Below are 16,682 nucleotides of genomic sequence, written 5' to 3'. Positions count from 1 at the left end.
AATAATTAAAAAAGCTGAGACCCGCACATGACGAGTCTCAGCAGTATATAATGATTAATCTTTAACTATTGTGATTAAGGTTTAATAATTACATAGTATGGATTGGATAACCAATTGCTTTTTCAGCAGCTTCCATTGACATTTCACCTAAAGTTGGGTGAGCATGAACAGTTAATGCGATATCTTCTGCATTCATACCTGATTCAATTGCTAAACCTAATTCAGAGATGATATCAGATGCGCCAGTACCAACAACTTGAGCACCAATTAAAGTATCATCTTCTTTAAGTGTAATTAATTTAACAAAACCATTAGTATCATCTAATGATAACGCACGTCCATTAGCTGCATATGGGAATTTAGAAGCTTTAATTGATAAACCTTCTTCTTTAGCTTGAGCCTCAGTGTAACCTACTTGAGCTAATTCTGGTTCAGTGAAGCATACTGCAGGCATACCAATGTAATCAACTTCAGCAGCTTGACCATCAATTGCTTCAGCAGCTACTTTAGCTTCGTAACTTGCTTTATGTGCAAGTGGTAAACCAGGAACGATATCACCAATTGCAAAGATATTCTCAATAGAAGTACGGCTTTGTTTATCTACTTCTAATAAACCACGATCTGCGAATTTAAGACCTAATTCCTCTAAGCCTAATTCATCAGTGTTTGGACGACGTCCTACAGTAACTAATACGTAGTCAGCTTCAATAGTTTGTTCTTCACCATTAGCTTCATACGTAACTTTAACGCCATTGTCAGTTTCTTCAGCAGATTTAGCCATAGCTTCAGTGACAATTTCGATACCTTTTTCTTTCATGCCTTTTTTAACTGGTTGAGTCATTTGTTTTTCGAATCCACCTAAGATGTCTTTAGCACCTTCAAGGATTGTTACTTCTGAACCGAAGTTAGCAAATGCTGTACCTAATTCAGAGCCGATATAACCGCCACCAACAACAACAAGTTTACCAGGAACTTCTTGTAAATTTAAAGCGCCAGTTGAATCGATAACACGCTCACCAAATTCAAAATTAGGAATTTCAATTGGTCTAGAACCAGTTGCGATAATAGCATGTTTGAAATTGTAAGTTTGAGCACTTTTTTCGTCCATAACGCGAAGGCTATTATTATCAACAAAGTATGCTTCACCTTTAACGATTTCAACTTTGTTACCTTTTAGTAATCCTTCAACACCACCAGTTAATTTATTTACTACTGATGATTTGAATTCTTGGACTTTCTCGTAGTTTAAAGACACGCTTTCAGCAATAACCCCTAAGATTTCTGAATGTTGCGCTTCAACAAAACGATGAGACGCGTGTAATAATGCTTTAGATGGAATACAACCAACGTTTAAGCACACACCACCTAAATTACCTTTCTCAACGATTGTTACTTTTTGTCCTAATTGCGCTGCGCGAATTGCTGCAACGTATCCGCCAGGACCTGCTCCGATTACAATAGTATCTGTTTCAATTGGGAAATCTCCAACTACCATGTTTTTACCCCTCCATTAATAATAGTTCTGGATTATTTAATAAACGTTTAATGTGATTCATAGCATTTTGACCAGTTGCGCCATCAATTTGTCTGTGGTCAAAGCTTAGTGATAACGCTAATACTGGAGCTGCTATAATTTCTCCATCCTTAACAATAGGTTTTTGAGCAATACGGCCAATTCCTAAGATGGCTACTTCTGGGTGATTGATAACTGGAGTGAACCATTGTCCACCAGCTGAACCGATATTACTGATTGTACAAGTTGCACCTTTCATTTCATCTGAAGTCAATTTACCGTCACGAGCTTTAACTGCAAGTTCATTGATTTCATCTGAAATTTCGAAGATTGATTTACGATCCGCATGTTTAACAACAGGAACTAATAAACCTTTATCTGTGTCAGCTGCGATACCGATATTCCAATAATGTTTGTGTACAACTTCGCCAGCTTCTTCATTAAATGAAGTGTTAAGTGCTGGATATTTTTTAAGTGCAGAAACTAAAGCCTTAACAACATATGGTAAGAACGTTAGTTTAGTACCTTGTTCAGCTGCAATTTCTTTGAATTTTTTACGGTGATCCCATAATTCTTGTACATCAATTTCATCCATTAATGTAACATGAGGTGCTGTATGTTTTGAGTTAACCATTGCTTTAGCAATTGCTTTACGCATTGCAGGGATTTTCTCAGTTGTTTCTGGGAAGTCACCTTCTGGTACTGATTGACTAGCTGAAGCACTAGTTTCTTCACTACCTGTAGATGATGCAGCTGCACTTTCGTTAGAAGCTGAATCCGTGCTTCCACCATTTAAGTATGCGTCTACGTCTTCTTTAGTAATACGTCCGTTTTTACCAGAGCCTGTAACAGCTTTAATGTTTACACCATTCTCACGAGCGTATTTACGTACAGAAGGCATAGCCTTAACTGTTTTATTCTCATCAACTTCTGCTTCTTGAGTAGAAGCTGTTGAAGCTTCCTGAGATTGTGATGATGAAGTTGATTCTTTTTCAGCTGGTGCTTCTTCTTGTTTCTCTTCTTGTTTAGAAGAGTCATCACTATGGCTACCTTTAAATTGCATTTCTTCAGCATCAGGAGCATCAATTTTTACAATAACGTCACCAACTACTGCAACAGTTCCTTCATCTACTAAAACTTCTTCAACAGTTCCGCTAACAGGCGATGGGATTTCTACTACAGATTTGTCGTTTTGCACTTCTGCTAAGACATCATCTTCTTCGATGGTATCTCCAGCTTTAACAAACCATTTTACAATTTCACCTTCGTGGATACCTTCCCCGATATCGGGTAATCTAAATTCAAATGCCACGTTCTTGTCCTCCTAAGATTTTACTTAATCAAATCATTTCAAATACTTATATACTAAAGTTGCAAGTTAAGGAAGCCCTTACAACCTAGTTTACACTTATTCATTACTCATTGCTATAGTTAGCTACTTAATTTATTAATGAGTTTAAATTAGAACTCTAATGTAGCTTTAGCTTGTTCAACGATGTCATTTTTGTTTGGTAACCAAACATTCTCAGCTTGAGTGAATGGATATACAGTATCAGCTGCAGCTACACGAGCGATAGGTGCTTCTAATGAAAGAATTGCACGCTCAGCTAATTCTGCAGCAACCTGTGCACCTACACCAGCTTGGCGTTGTGCTTCTTGAACAACTACTGCACGACCAGTTTTTTCTACTGATGCAACTAATGTATCAATGTCAATTGGTTGAACTGTACGTAAGTCGATGACTTCGACAGAGTATCCATCTTTTTCAAGCTCTTCAGCTGCTTTGATAGATTCTTGAACCATAGCACCGTACGCAATTAGAGATATATCATTACCTTCTTTTTTAACATTAGCTTTACCAATGTCAATTGTATATTCTTCTTCCGGTACCTCTTCACGGAAAGAACGATACAATTTCATATGTTCTAAGTAGACAACAGGGTCATTACTTTGAATTGCTGAAATTAATAAGCCTTTCGCATCATATGGCCCAGATGGAATAATCACTTTTAAACCAGGTGATTGTGCTAAGATACCTTCTAAATTATCGGCGTGTAATTCTGGAGTGTGTACTCCACCACCAAATGGTGCACGAATAGTAACTGGTGCTGGTTTAGACCCGCCTGAACGGAAACGTGTACGAGCAATTTGACCTGCAACTTCGTCAAATACTTCAAATACGAATCCTAAGAATTGGATTTCCATAACTGGGCGATAACCTGTTACAGCTAATCCTAACGCTAAACCACCAATACCAGATTCCGCTAATGGTGTGTCAAATACTCGATCTTCACCAAATTCTTTTTGTAAACCTTCAGTAACACGGAATACACCGCCGTTAACACCAACGTCTTCACCGAAAACTAAAACGTCTTCGTCTCTTTTAAGTTCACTTTTAAGCGCGTCGTTAATCGCTTGAACCATTGTCATTTGTGCCATGGCTTACTTCGACTCCTTCTCTTTGTAAATTTCATATTGTTCTGATAAATTTTGAGGCATATCTTCATACATAATATCCATTAGAGAAGTAACAGTTTGTTTGTCTGTATTGTCAGCCTCTTTAATAGCTGTTTTAATTTCAGATTTAGCACGTTCAATGACTTCATTTTCTTTATCTTCATTCCAAAGACCTTTTGCTTCTAAATATTTTCTAAAACGTACTAATGGGTCTTTTTTCTCCCACTCTGCGTCTTCATCTGAGGTTCTGTAACGAGTTGGATCATCACCAGCCATTGTATGTGGTCCATAACGATAAGTTAATGTTTCAATTACTGTTGGACCTTCACCTGCAACAGCTCTTTCACGCGCTTCTAATGTAGCTTGATATACAGCTAAAGCATCCATACCATCTACTTGAATACCTGGTACACCAACTGCGATAGCTTTTTGAGCTAATGTTGTTGCAGCAGTTTGTTTACTACGTGGTGTTGAAATAGCGTAATTATTATTTTGAATTACAAAAATAGCAGGCGCTTTATACGCTGATGCAAAATTGATACCTTCATAGAAGTCACCTTGTGAAGAACCACCATCACCAGTATAAGTAATTGCTACTGCGTTTTTACCACGTTTTTTAAGACCGAATGCTACTCCAGCTGTTTGTACATATTGAGCACCGATAATAATTTGTGGACTTAGTGCATTAACGCCTTCAGGGAATTGGTTACCTTTGAAGTGTCCTCTAGAGAATAAGAAAGCTTCTGTAAGTGGTAAACCATGCCAAATAATTTGAGGAACATCACGATAACCAGGTAGGATGAAGTCTTCTTTTTCTAAAGCATATTGTGAAGCAAGTTGAGATGCTTCTTGACCTGCTGTAGGTGCATAGAAACCTAAACGTCCTTGTCTGTTTAATGAGATAGAACGTTGGTCAAGAATACGCGTCCATACCATTCTTTCCATTAATTCTACTAATTGTTCATCTGTTAAATCAGGTACTAAGTCTTCATTTACGACATTACCATCCTCATCCAAAATTTGAACCATTTCAAATTTCGATTGAGTTTCATTTAATACTTTAACTGCATCGAATTGGGCTTGTAACTTAGGAGCCATTCAATTCACCATACCTTTCCCATGTAAATAGAAATTCATTTTATCCTCCCTAATTGTATCACAAATGATTTTTCCTGTTAAACGATTTCATAAAGTTCTGTTTCAATAGAAAAAGATACAGTTGCACGGTCTGTTATAGTACTTTCCGCACAACTGTATCAGTCTGATAATTTATTTCAATTGATCTACGTCTTGTTTCTCTTGAGTAACCTTTCTCATCGCTTTTGAGTAGGTATTGAATTTTTTATTCATATCTTTATATGCTTTTGATAAATCTTTAGATTTACTGTCTACTTCTGATTGTGTAGCACCATCTTGGTTCAAGAATGTAAACAGTTCTTTTTCTTTGTTTAAAGCTTTTTTGTAAGCCTTTGCATATGCATCATGTGCTTCGTATTTTTCTTTGAGTGCATCATTAAGTTGAGTTACTTCTTTTTTCTTAGCCGAGTTATCAATATGATTCATATACTGTTTAGCTTTTTTAAATTCTTTTTCAGAATTATTCAATGCTTGTTCTTCGTTTTTAAATTCTTTTTGACGCTTCTCTACATTTTTTACGATATCTTCTGCAGCTTGTTTTCTTGTATTCTGATCTTTACCATTTACTTTTTTAAATAATTTTTGTTTCTTTTCTTCTAAATCATTTATTTTTTTACTAGTACTATTTACTGATTTTTCTTGGTCAAAAGCTTTTTGAACTTGGTTGTCATATTTTTTAATTTCTTTTTTGTCAGTTGTACATCCAGCTAATAACACTGTTGATGTTAGGACAATTGCGACAGTTTTACCGAACTTCATTAACTGTTACCTCCTCATAGTTGTTCGCTTGTAATATTAAATAATTATTGTTCATAAATCAATATACACTAATAAAACGATTCATTGAAGCTAAATGGAATAGTCTAAAATGTCTGTTCCACATATAATATAAAACCTTCATTCAAAATCAAATACCTATTAATGTACTAATCTCTATGGTATCTGATATATTATTACTTAAGGAAGGTGTATGACATGTTAACTATGAAAGATATTATTAGAGACGGTCATCCAACGCTTCGTGAGAAGGCTAAAGAATTAAGTTTTCCTCTTTCTGAAGAAGATAAAGAAACTTTACGCTCTATGCGAGAGTTTTTAATTAATAGTCAAGATGAAGAAACTGCAAAACGTTATGGATTACGTTCTGGCGTTGGTTTGGCAGCTCCACAAATTGATGTGGCTAAAAGAATGATAGCAGTTTATTTACCAGACGATGGTAATGGAAAATCTTATGATTATATGCTCGTCAATCCTAAAGTTATGAGCTACAGTGTGCAGGAAGCTTATCTACCAACTGGCGAAGGTTGTTTGAGTGTTGACGAAAACATTCCAGGATTAGTACACCGTCATAATAGAGTGACAATTAAAGCTCAAGATATAGACGGTAATGAAGTTAAACTAAGATTAAAAGGCTATCCAGCAATTGTGTTTCAACACGAAATTGATCATTTAAATGGCGTTATGTTTTATGATTATATTGACGCTAATGAACCACTTAAACCTCACGACGATGCAGTCGAAGTTTAAGTAAAATTATTAAACTTATATACACTTTATCAAGTTGACAACTTATCACGCTTGATGAAGTGTATTTTTTATTTTTCAAAATAAAAATATTACTATATATAATAATACGTATGACTCAATAATTAGTAAGATAAAACTGCTTTATTTATTCAAATACATCATGTAAAATATAACTTAACTGAAATCTTAGTATATCAATACTAATTTCTAATTAGGAACGACACTATTACCCTAGAAAACATACTGGGCAGTGAAATTAAACGAACATATATATTAAAGTTTAGATTGAGCTGGTATGTTTCTAAATAAAATATTAGAACACTAGATTATTGAAGACTTAATTGTACGCATGAATATTCTTTAATAACCCGAGTATTAATGACTAGGGTCGTAAATAAATTATGGAAATTATTCTAGGAGGAAATATATAAAATGGCAGTATTTAAAGTATTTTATCAACATAATAAAGACGAAGTCATCGTTCGTGAGAACACTCAAACAATTTATGTTGAAGGACAAACTGAAGAACAGGTTCGACGTTATTTGAAAGATCGTAATTATAATATTGAGTTTATTACTAAATTAGAGGGCGCACATTTAGACTATGAGAAAGAACACTCAACTCACTTCAATGTGGAGAATGCTGAATAATGAAGCAATTACATTCTAATGAAGTAGGTGTGTATGCACTTGGTGGTTTAGGTGAAGTTGGTAAAAATACCTACGCCATCGAGTACAAGAATGAAATTGTTATCATTGATGCAGGTATTAAATTCCCAGATGATAACTTACTAGGAATAGATTATGTTATTCCTGACTACACTTACTTAGAACAGAACCAAGACAAAATTGTAGGTCTGTTTATTACTCATGGACACGAAGACCATATAGGTGGTGTGCCCTTCCTATTAAAACAAATTAATGTACCTATTTACGGTGGTCCATTAGCATTAGGTCTCATACGCAATAAATTAGAAGAACATCATTTACTTAGAACTACTGAGTTACATGAAATTGATGAGAGTAGTGTAATAAAATCTAAGCATTTTGAAATATCATTCTATTTAACTACTCATAGTATTCCTGAAGCATACGGAGTTATCGTTGATACACCAGAAGGTAAAATTGTTCATACTGGTGACTTTAAGTTTGATTTCACTCCAGTTGGAGAGCCAGCTAATATAGCTAAAATGGCTAAACTTGGAGAAGAAGGCGTACTATGTTTGTTATCTGACTCAACAAATTCACTAGTACCTGATTTTACGCTTAGCGAACGTGAAGTTGGACAAAACGTTGATAAGATTTTTAGAAATTGCAAGGGCCGTATCATTTTTGCGACCTTCGCATCTAATATTTATCGTGTACAACAAGCAGTTGAAGCAGCGATAAAATATAATCGTAAAATCGTTACTTTTGGTCGTTCAATGGAAAATAACATAAAAATTGGTATGGAGCTTGGATATATTAAAGCTCCACCTGAAACATTTGTTGAACCTAATAAAATTAACAATATACCTAAACACGAATTGTTAATTCTTTGTACTGGTTCACAAGGTGAACCAATGGCTGCATTATCAAGAATTGCAAATGGTACACATAAACAAATCAAAATTATACCTGAAGATACTGTAGTATTCAGTTCATCTCCTATTCCAGGTAACACCAAAAGTATCAATCGCACTATAAATGCTTTATATAAAGCTGGTGCGGATGTCATTCACAGTAAGATTTCAAATATTCACACGTCAGGTCATGGTTCACAAGGTGACCAACAATTGATGCTACGTTTAATTCAACCTAAGTATTTCTTACCTATTCATGGTGAATATCGTATGTTGAAAGCACATGGTCAAACGGGTGTTGAATGTGGTGTAGATGAGGATAAGGTATTCATTTTCGATATCGGTGATGTCTTAGCTTTAACACATGATTCAGCTCGTAAAGCTGGAAGAATCCCATCAGGTAATGTGTTAGTAGACGGTAGCGGTATTGGAGATATCGGAAATGTAGTTATTAGAGATCGTAAACTACTTTCTGAAGAAGGTTTAGTCATTGTTGTTGTAAGTATCGATTTTAATACTAATAAGTTATTATCAGGACCTGATATCATTTCACGTGGCTTTGTTTATATGCGCGAATCCGGTCAACTAATTTATGACGCACAACGTAAAATTAAAACAGACGTGATATCTAAATTAAATGGTAACAAAGATATTCAATGGCATCAGATTAAATCATCAATTATTGAAACACTTCAACCTTATCTATATGAAAAGACAGCTCGTAGACCGATGATTTTACCAGTAATTATGAAAGTGAATGAAGATAAAGGTAACAATAAACCTTCTAATAAGAAAAATAACAAACAAGATAAAAATGAATCTAAATAATTTTAACTTATAAAATTTATCTGTTTAAATATTTAAGGCAAGGACACATGTCCTTGCCTTTTATTTATTTCTCTTTCTAACAGTAGTTCCTATTACAATCATTAGAAATGAAATAAACATAATTAAATAAATAAGTCTGTAACCAATTGGGCTTTTGATAACATTATCATTATTAAATTAGATAATGTCTATAATCATGAGTGTGATAATACTAAGTATATATTGCTTGTTTTTAATTAACTTTTTTTCTCCTTTAGTTTTCACTCTAGTTGTTGCATGAATATATAATTTTACGATGTCTTTTTGTCTAATATGCGTTGATATTCTTTATATTTATATGGGTTTTTTACTTTTTCACCATTTATGTATACTAAAGGAACTTTCTTAACTTTTTTCTTTTTAGCAACTTTTTTATCATCATTAGCCATTTCCCATGCTTTACTATCTTTTTCTTTATACATTTTCTTAACTTTTTTTATTTCTTCATCATTCAAGTTAAGTTTATCTATTTGCTTATCTAATAATCTATTAGTAATCCAAGTTTTATGGCTATTTTTAGGTTGTTCGTTAAAAATTAAGTGATTAAATTTTAAATACTCTTTATCAGATATGAGTTTGACTGCTAATGCTGCTCGTCCAGCTTTCATAGAGTCTTTACCTAAGAAACCGAGATTAACAAAATTAACTTCCGCTTTGTCTTTTTTTATATAATCTTTTTTCAATTTAGGAACGATAGTATTTTCAATTTTTTTACAATAGGCACATTTGTAATCACCATAAATTGTTATGCATTTAGTGCGGTTTGAATGATTATTAAATGAGCCATTTTTTATGTTCGAACAACTACATAATAACAAAACAATTACTAACAATGATGTGCATTTTAAAACAAATTTACACATATCCACTCTCCTTATTAATTTTTTCAAATTTAATGTTAACATCATTGTTTTAAAATTTTTGTTATCTTCCCTAATTGATATATTCTATTTCTCAAGTGTTTACGCAAAACTTAATAAATTATAGATTTAATCAATCACAATATTTCATATTTTATTTTGTTTTTAAATTGATTGAAGCTTTATTATTTTTTTATGTATAGATTAGCATGAAATCGTATGATGGGTATAACCGACTCAATTAAATAATTCTATACAAAAAAGCTTATAAATGAATTTTAACTCAATTCATTTATAAGCTAAAAGAAAAAACGTATATCTTAATTTATCGTCACCGATTATTTGGCTATATTTTTCTCGAAACGACCTAAATCATTATCATGACCAATCATGATTAAAATATCACCAATCTCTATACTAAGATTCGGATCTGGGGAAACGATAAATTCTTTCGCTCGTTTAATTGCAATGATATTTATGCCATATTGTGCTCGGATGTCTAAATTAATTATAGTCTGTCCAGCCATTTTTTCAGTCGCTTTAAGCTCTACAATTGAATGCTCATCAGCAAGTTCTAAATAATCTAATACACTCGCACTTGCTACATTATGCGCTATACGTCTACCCATATCACGTTCTGGGTGAACGACAGTGTCTGCACCTATTTTATTTAATATTTTAGCATGGTAGTCGTTTTGTGCTTTTGCAGTTACCTTTTTAACACCTAACTCTTTTAAAATTAAAGTAGTTAACGTACTTGATTGAATGTTTTCACCAATGGCCACAATGACATGATCAAAGTTACGTATACCTAAACTTTTCATGACCGCTTCATCAGTCGTATCAGCTACAACTGCATGTGTTGCGATATCACTATATTCATTAACACGATTTTCATCATTATCAATTGCCATGACATCCATATCTAAAGCGTTAAGTTCTCTAACAATACTGCCACCAAAACGACCTAGTCCAATAACGACGTATTCTTTATCCATATGCGTCCTCCATTAAATAAAAGAGAAAAAGAGAGTTTGATGATAAAATATATCAACATATCTCCCCTTATACTCAAAGGTTATATTATTTCTTTCCTTCTACGTACTCTTTATCGAATACAAATAATCTTAATAATAATATTAACGATGGAATTAATAAAAGTAAACCTAAAATAAAGGCTATAACTAATGCTAATCCCATTTCTGGATTAACATGAGAACTTGTGATTTTCACAAATGGATGTAATAAAAATGGCAATTTACTCATACCATAGCCAAAGAATGCAAAGAACATCTGTAATATGACCATGACAAAAGCTAATCCATGATTTTTCTTAAGAATCGTTAATACACCTGCAATTAAAAAGAAGATAAAACTGATTACAAACATCCACCAATAGTTAAATACAGCATTATTGAAATGATCTGCATTTTGTATTCTTAAAGATAAAAATACAAACAATGAAATAACAATCATAGGCGGGCCCCAGAAAATATGCCATTGTCTTGTTAAGTGGTATGCAGGTTTATCTTTCGCTTTACTAGCATAAAATGTTAAGAAACCTGAAGAAATATATAGAACCGAAATGATAGCCAAGAATACCACAGACCAGGCAAATGGACTTAATAGTAATTGTACCCAGTTCAAATCTATATGAGACCCATGTTCTCTGATATATCCACCTTCCGAGATAGTTAGTGCAGTAGCTAATGATGCTGGAATAAGTAATCCTGTAAAACCGTAGAGAACTATCCATGGTAACTTCGTATCTTGTCCGTAATTTTCAAAAGCATAAAAACTACTTCTAATGGAGATAAGAATTAATGCTATTGAACCTGGAACTAATAAAACGGTTCCCAAATACTTTGCAGAATCAGGGAAGAACCCAATAAATCCAACGAAGAAAAAGACGAAGAAAACATTTGTAACTTCCCACACTGGATTAAGATAACGATGAATTAAGTGATTGATCTTCTTCTCTTCACCAGTAATTCTAGAATGTAAAGCGAAAAATCCAGCACCAAAGTCAATTGATGCTACGATGATGTAACAAAATAAAAATATCCATAATACTGTTATCCCAATATATGCGTAAATCATTTTGCTCCACCTCTTTCTTCAATCACTTTGTCTACATCTTGATAAGCAGGTTTATTTCGATACATACGAATAAGTACATAAGCTGCTGTTACCATAAGCACGAGATACAGTATACCGAAGAGAATCGTAACTAACGTGATACCACCTGCTTGTGTAGCAGCCTGAGACACACGCATATAACCTCTAATGATCCAAGGTTGACGACCCATTTCAGTTAAGAACCAACCAAATTCTATTGCAAGTAATGAGGCTGGGCCAGTTAAAAGTATTGCATATAGCATAGCTTTATTAACTTTAAATTTACGTAATTTCTTGAAGAATAAAATTAACATATATAGTCCTGAAATAATGAAACAGAACACACCCATAGAAACCATCAAATCAAAGAAATAATGAACAATCATAGGTGGTAAATCATTTTTAGGAAAATCAGTTAATCCTTTAACTTTTGTTTTGAAACTGTCATCTGCTAAGAAACTAAGTAATCCCGGAATCTCAATAGCACCAGTTACTTCATGTGTCTTCTCATTGAGCACACCAAAGAATACTAAGTTAGCATGTGATTGAGTATCATAATGCCACTCATAAGCAGCTAGTTTTTCTGGTTGCACTTTGTGCAAGAATTTAGCGGAAAGATCTCCAGCTACCATCGATAATATCGTTGATAAGAAACCAACTATCATTGTCATTTTCAATGCTTTTTTATGATAAGTTTTATCTTCAGAGTGTTTATTACGTAATAATTTAAACGCCGCTATTGCAGCCAATATAAATGCCATCGTCATGCCAGCAGTAGCTACTACATGGAATGCTCTGACAATAAATGAGGAGTTAAACATTGCCTCTAATGGTTGTACATTAACCATGCGTCCATTTTTCATTTCAAAACCTGCTGGTGTATTCATAAATGAGTTAACTGATGTAATAAAAAACGCCGAGAATGAACCACCAATAATTACAGGTAATGAAATAATAAAATGCGTCCATTTATTTTTAAATCTATCCCAAGTATACAGATAAATACTTAAGAAGATTGCTTCAAAGAAGAAAGCGAAAGTTTCCATAAATAAAGGTAAAGCAATAACATGCCCACCCATTTTCATAAATGTTGGCCACACAAGCGAAAGTTGTAAGCCTATAATAGTACCTGTCACGACTCCAACGGCTACTGTAATTGTGTACCCTTTTGACCATCTTTTCGCTAATGCAATGTAGTTTGCATCATTCTTTCTAATACCGATAAATTCTGCAATCGCAAACATTAAAGGCATACCTACGCCGATTGTGGCAAATATAATATGCACTGCTAATGTCATACCAGTGAGAAATCGGCTAATTTCAACTGAATCCATATATAAATCACCTTTTTTATCTATTTTTATTAATAATTGGAGTCACAAGTGTCTAAAATTATAAAACCTCATGACTTTGAACAAAATTAAATTGCTTTAAATTTATATGTACATTTTTTGACAAGACACATAATGTTCACATGTTTGAAATTCTCAACATTTTTCTATATAGTATTTTGAGAAATACTAATGAAAGGACGACCTATATGACTTCGAACATTGTCATTTATACCCAAGATGATTGTCCACCATGCACTTTCGTGAAAAATTATTTATCAGAGCAAGGCGTTGATTTTATTGAAAAGAATATTAAAAATAATCAATATCGTAATGAAATGATTGATTATGATGCATTTGCAACGCCTTTTATTTTATTAAATAATGAACCAATGTATAGTGTAGACATGGACAAAATAAATTCTACATTGAATTTAAATAGTAAAAATTAGTCATAAAAATCACTCAACATTATCTTTTCTAGGATGTTGAGTGATTTTTTAATAATTGAGGCCAGCTTATTTCAATTACAGATTAAAAAGAGAGTAAATGCAATGTTGCATTCACTCTCTCATGCTGTATTATTAAGCTATATTATTTTGCTTTATTGTTAACTAATTCCATAACTTCTTCTTGTGTAGCACATTCAATAGCGCGATTAGCTAATTCAGCCATTTCATTTTTACTTAAACCATTAATTTGTCTTCTAGCTTTAAGAATAGAAGTTGCACTCATTGAGAACTCATCTAATCCTAAACCTAGTAATAATGGAATAGCTGTTTCATCTCCGGCCATTTCACCACACATACCAGTCCATTTACCTTCTTTATGAGAAGCCTCTATTACTTGCTTAACAAGACGTAAAATAGAAGGATTATATGGTTGATATAAATAAGATACACGTTCTGACATACGATCAGCAGCTAGTGTGTATTGAATTAAGTCATTAGTACCGATACTAAAGAAGTCTACTTCCTTCGCAAAGACATCTGCTAATGCAGCAGTTGCTGGAATTTCAACCATGATACCTAATTCGATATCGTCAGAAATGTCATAACCTTCATTTTCAAGGTTTTTCTTTTCTTCTAAAAGAATCGCTTTAGCATCACGGAATTCTTTGATAGTAGCAACCATTGGGAACATGATATTTAATTTACCGTAAGCAGATGCACGTAATAATGCACGTAATTGCGGTCTAAAAATATCTTGTTGAGCTAAACATAAACGAATTGCTCTATAACCTAAGAATGGATTCATTTCTTCAGGTAAATTTAAGTAAGGAAGCTCTTTATCTCCACCGATATCTAAAGTACGTACAACAACACGTTTACCATCCATTGTTTCTAGTACTTGTTTGTAGGCTTCAAATTGTTCTTCCTCAGTTGGCATTTGGTCTCTTCCCATATAAAGGAATTCTGTACGGTATAAACCTATACCTTGAGCACCGTTTTCAATAACTCCTGGTAAATCATTTGGCGTACCAATATTCGCTGCTAATTCAGCATGCACACCATCAACAGTTACCGTATCCGCGTCACGTAATTTTTGTAGTTCCTTCTTATCTTCAAAGAAACGTTCACGTTTGTTTTGATAAGCGATTAATTCGTCTTCAGTTGGATCGATAATTACATCACCTGTAATTCCATCTACAACAATCATATCACCTTGTTTAACTTGCTGAGTAATAGTTTGCGTACCTACAACTGCTGCAATTTCAAGTGAACGACTCATTATTGCAGAGTGGCTCGTTCTACCACCGATGTTAGTTACAAAGCCTTGGACGAATTCCTTGTTTAATTGTGCAGTATCTGAAGGTGTTAAATCGTTACCAATTATAACAACGCTTTCATCAATCATACTTGGGTTTGGTAATTCTACACCTAGAATGTGCGCTAAAACACGTTTAGAAACGTCTCTAATATCTGCTGCACGTTCTTTCATGTATTCATTATCCATAGATTCGAAAATAGTAACAAATTGAGTTGTCACATCGTTTAATGCTGTAGCCGCATTAACTTTATCATTTCTAATTTTATCTTGGATAGGTTGAATTAATTCTGGATCATCTAGAACTAATAAATGAGCATCAAAAATAGCTGCTTTATCAGCGCCTAATTGAACTTCTGCATTATTTCTAATCTTAGTTAATTCAACTTTAGATGCTTCGATAGCTTTATTGAATTTATTAACTTCGCCTTCTACATCAGTGACCTGTTCGTTACTGTCAAAAGATAAATCTGGCTCTACTAATAAGTAAGCTTTTGCGATTGCTACACCATCAGAGGCAGCAATCCCTTTAATTAAGTTAGACATAATTATTTAGTTAATCCTTCTTTTGATAAGACATCACTGATAGATTCAATAGCATCAGTTTCATCGCTACCGTCAGCATAAATAGTGATTTCAGCATCTTTACCTACACCTAAACTCATAACACCCATGATTGATTTTAAGTTAACTTTTTTACCGTTATATTCTAATTGAATATCTGAATCAAATTTTGATGCAGTTTGAACTAGCATTGTAGCAGGGCGAGCGTGAATCCCTGTTTCGTCGATAATTACATATGATTTTTGTTCCATAGTTATATTCTCCTTCGTATAGTTAGAATCTTCAATATTATTACAATCTAACATATATTTTATACAATAACTTTACCAAAACCGATTGTTAAATTCAATTCGTTTAAAACCGGTTTCAATATCATTATTTACGTTACATTAGAAATTATATCACTTACTATAGGTTATTGATAACTTTTTCACATTTTTCAACGTGATCTTTACCAAGTTTATTCATAAAGTAGTAACTAATTGAAGCTGAAACAGCTTGACCGATTACTGGGAACCATTTTGTTTGTTTAGCAGCTGCTCGTTTCGCTACATCTTTAATAACAACTTTTAAGAGTGCTTCTGAAACTTTTCTTCCTACAAATTGACTCCCTTGAATCGCTGCAGCAGACATCACTCTCTCTCTTACATCATCCCCTAACGAATTCACTTCTTTATGATCTAAACCATAAATTTTGTTAACATCCTCAATAATGTCTCTCATTAATTTAATATCTACACCGAAGTCTAATCCTGGGATAGGTACAATACTTGCGCCTGATGAAAGTATTGATTTCTTTTTAACTAACGTTAACGCCTGTTCTCGGCGACGCGCTAATTCTTCTTTAGTCTTAGGTAAATTATTTTTTTCTTTAATTTCTTCTATATTTAAAAGTTCATTGCCCACTTTATTAGTGATATCATTTGTGAATTTACTTCTAATACCCAAATTCATACATCCTTTCTTAGTATTGTTTCAA

The 16,682-nt window shown here is 33.4% G+C and carries 16 protein-coding genes; 4 read left to right on the top strand and 12 right to left on the bottom strand.

Going from position 1 to position 16,682, the window contains the following annotated elements; genetic code table 11:
• Window positions 1-88: 88 nt before the first annotated feature.
• The 5 genes from lpdA to HMPREF3154_RS09885 all read right to left on the bottom strand — a co-directional run bounded on the left by lpdA (window position 89) and on the right by HMPREF3154_RS09885 (window position 5,866).
• The gene (lpdA, locus tag HMPREF3154_RS09905) at window positions 89-1,495 is read right to left on the bottom strand and encodes a dihydrolipoyl dehydrogenase (RefSeq protein ID WP_070474703.1); all 1,407 of its coding nucleotides are present in this window, start codon (window positions 1,493-1,495) and stop codon (window positions 89-91) included.
• A gap of 4 nt (window positions 1,496-1,499) precedes the next feature.
• The gene (locus tag HMPREF3154_RS09900) at window positions 1,500-2,825 is read right to left on the bottom strand and encodes a dihydrolipoamide acetyltransferase family protein (protein WP_002435418.1); all 1,326 of its coding nucleotides are present in this window, start codon (window positions 2,823-2,825) and stop codon (window positions 1,500-1,502) included.
• 149 nt (window positions 2,826-2,974) lie between these two features.
• Entirely contained in the window at window positions 2,975-3,952 is a 978-nt protein-coding gene (locus HMPREF3154_RS09895) for an alpha-ketoacid dehydrogenase subunit beta (protein WP_002435445.1), read from the bottom strand.
• 3 nt (window positions 3,953-3,955) lie between these two features.
• Window positions 3,956-5,068, bottom strand: a complete 1,113-nt coding sequence (pdhA, locus tag HMPREF3154_RS09890; protein WP_002435429.1) for a pyruvate dehydrogenase (acetyl-transferring) E1 component subunit alpha — start codon at window positions 5,066-5,068, stop codon at window positions 3,956-3,958.
• A 171-nt stretch (window positions 5,069-5,239) separates the two neighbouring features.
• Entirely contained in the window at window positions 5,240-5,866 is a 627-nt protein-coding gene (locus HMPREF3154_RS09885) for a YkyA family protein (RefSeq protein ID WP_023350467.1), read from the bottom strand.
• 216 nt (window positions 5,867-6,082) lie between these two features.
• Between HMPREF3154_RS09885 and def the strand changes: the two genes are divergently transcribed.
• The 3 genes from def to rnjA all read left to right on the top strand — a co-directional run bounded on the left by def (window position 6,083) and on the right by rnjA (window position 9,024).
• Complete coding sequence (gene def, locus HMPREF3154_RS09880) at window positions 6,083-6,634, top strand: peptide deformylase (RefSeq protein ID WP_023350468.1); 552 nt, start codon at window positions 6,083-6,085, stop codon at window positions 6,632-6,634.
• A 432-nt stretch (window positions 6,635-7,066) separates the two neighbouring features.
• Window positions 7,067-7,285, top strand: coding sequence for a DNA-dependent RNA polymerase subunit epsilon (locus HMPREF3154_RS09875; RefSeq protein ID WP_002435438.1), 219 nt, complete (start codon window positions 7,067-7,069; stop codon window positions 7,283-7,285).
• Window positions 7,285-9,024, top strand: coding sequence for a ribonuclease J1 (rnjA, locus tag HMPREF3154_RS09870; protein WP_023350469.1), 1,740 nt, complete (start codon window positions 7,285-7,287; stop codon window positions 9,022-9,024). The genes HMPREF3154_RS09875 and rnjA overlap by 1 nt, the downstream gene beginning before the upstream one ends.
• Window positions 9,025-9,314: 290 nt before the next feature.
• Here rnjA and HMPREF3154_RS09865 read toward each other — a convergent pair whose 3' ends face one another.
• The 4 genes from HMPREF3154_RS09865 to HMPREF3154_RS09850 form a co-directional block, all read right to left on the bottom strand.
• On the bottom strand, window positions 9,315-9,926 hold the full coding sequence (locus HMPREF3154_RS09865; RefSeq protein ID WP_002435464.1) for a DsbA family protein: 612 nt from the start codon (window positions 9,924-9,926) through the stop codon (window positions 9,315-9,317).
• A gap of 335 nt (window positions 9,927-10,261) precedes the next feature.
• Window positions 10,262-10,921, bottom strand: a complete 660-nt coding sequence (locus HMPREF3154_RS09860; RefSeq protein ID WP_002435479.1) for a potassium channel family protein — start codon at window positions 10,919-10,921, stop codon at window positions 10,262-10,264.
• An 85-nt stretch (window positions 10,922-11,006) separates the two neighbouring features.
• Complete coding sequence (locus HMPREF3154_RS09855) at window positions 11,007-12,023, bottom strand: cytochrome d ubiquinol oxidase subunit II (protein ID WP_023350471.1); 1,017 nt, start codon at window positions 12,021-12,023, stop codon at window positions 11,007-11,009.
• The gene (locus HMPREF3154_RS09850) at window positions 12,020-13,375 is read right to left on the bottom strand and encodes a cytochrome ubiquinol oxidase subunit I (RefSeq protein WP_023350472.1); all 1,356 of its coding nucleotides are present in this window, start codon (window positions 13,373-13,375) and stop codon (window positions 12,020-12,022) included. Before HMPREF3154_RS09850 ends, HMPREF3154_RS09855 begins: the two co-directional genes overlap by 4 nt.
• Before the next feature lie 206 nt (window positions 13,376-13,581).
• On the opposite strand from HMPREF3154_RS09850, the gene HMPREF3154_RS09845 reads away from it, so the two are divergent.
• A complete protein-coding gene (locus HMPREF3154_RS09845) occupies window positions 13,582-13,824 on the top strand; it encodes a glutaredoxin family protein (RefSeq protein WP_002435401.1) in 243 nt (80 codons plus the stop codon).
• A gap of 142 nt (window positions 13,825-13,966) precedes the next feature.
• Here the strand turns inward: HMPREF3154_RS09845 and ptsP are convergent, their stop codons facing one another.
• From ptsP to HMPREF3154_RS09830, 3 genes are all read right to left on the bottom strand, one after another.
• Complete coding sequence (ptsP, locus tag HMPREF3154_RS09840; RefSeq protein WP_002469960.1) at window positions 13,967-15,685, bottom strand: phosphoenolpyruvate--protein phosphotransferase; 1,719 nt, start codon at window positions 15,683-15,685, stop codon at window positions 13,967-13,969.
• A gap of 2 nt (window positions 15,686-15,687) precedes the next feature.
• A complete protein-coding gene (locus HMPREF3154_RS09835; protein WP_002435387.1) occupies window positions 15,688-15,954 on the bottom strand; it encodes a phosphocarrier protein HPr in 267 nt (88 codons plus the stop codon).
• A gap of 157 nt (window positions 15,955-16,111) precedes the next feature.
• Window positions 16,112-16,651, bottom strand: a complete 540-nt coding sequence (locus HMPREF3154_RS09830; protein ID WP_002435405.1) for a hypothetical protein — start codon at window positions 16,649-16,651, stop codon at window positions 16,112-16,114.
• Window positions 16,652-16,682 lie beyond the last annotated feature (31 nt).

This window comes from Staphylococcus sp. HMSC06C11 (assembly GCF_001808345.1).
GTDB lineage: Bacteria > Bacillota > Bacilli > Staphylococcales > Staphylococcaceae > Staphylococcus > Staphylococcus capitis.
This window is presented reverse-complemented; position numbering and strand designations above follow the sequence as displayed.

Bases quoted from the DNA above. Each gene is read 5' to 3' on its own strand.
- lpdA (WP_070474703.1), bottom strand. From the start codon at position 1,495: ATGGTAGTTGGAGATTTCCCAATTGAAACAGATACTATTGTAATCGGA.
- HMPREF3154_RS09895 (WP_002435445.1), bottom strand. From the start codon at position 3,952: ATGGCACAAATGACAATGGTTCAAGCGATTAACGACGCGCTTAAAAGT.
- pdhA (WP_002435429.1), bottom strand. From the start codon at position 5,068: ATGGCTCCTAAGTTACAAGCCCAATTCGATGCAGTTAAAGTATTAAAT.
- HMPREF3154_RS09885 (WP_023350467.1), bottom strand. From the start codon at position 5,866: ATGAAGTTCGGTAAAACTGTCGCAATTGTCCTAACATCAACAGTGTTA.
- def (WP_023350468.1), top strand. From the start codon at position 6,083: ATGTTAACTATGAAAGATATTATTAGAGACGGTCATCCAACGCTTCGT.
- HMPREF3154_RS09875 (WP_002435438.1), top strand. From the start codon at position 7,067: ATGGCAGTATTTAAAGTATTTTATCAACATAATAAAGACGAAGTCATC.
- rnjA (WP_023350469.1), top strand. From the start codon at position 7,285: ATGAAGCAATTACATTCTAATGAAGTAGGTGTGTATGCACTTGGTGGT.
- HMPREF3154_RS09865 (WP_002435464.1), bottom strand. From the start codon at position 9,926: ATGTGTAAATTTGTTTTAAAATGCACATCATTGTTAGTAATTGTTTTG.
- HMPREF3154_RS09860 (WP_002435479.1), bottom strand. From the start codon at position 10,921: ATGGATAAAGAATACGTCGTTATTGGACTAGGTCGTTTTGGTGGCAGT.
- HMPREF3154_RS09855 (WP_023350471.1), bottom strand. From the start codon at position 12,023: ATGATTTACGCATATATTGGGATAACAGTATTATGGATATTTTTATTT.
- HMPREF3154_RS09850 (WP_023350472.1), bottom strand. From the start codon at position 13,375: ATGGATTCAGTTGAAATTAGCCGATTTCTCACTGGTATGACATTAGCA.
- HMPREF3154_RS09845 (WP_002435401.1), top strand. From the start codon at position 13,582: ATGACTTCGAACATTGTCATTTATACCCAAGATGATTGTCCACCATGC.
- ptsP (WP_002469960.1), bottom strand. From the start codon at position 15,685: ATGTCTAACTTAATTAAAGGGATTGCTGCCTCTGATGGTGTAGCAATC.
- HMPREF3154_RS09835 (WP_002435387.1), bottom strand. From the start codon at position 15,954: ATGGAACAAAAATCATATGTAATTATCGACGAAACAGGGATTCACGCT.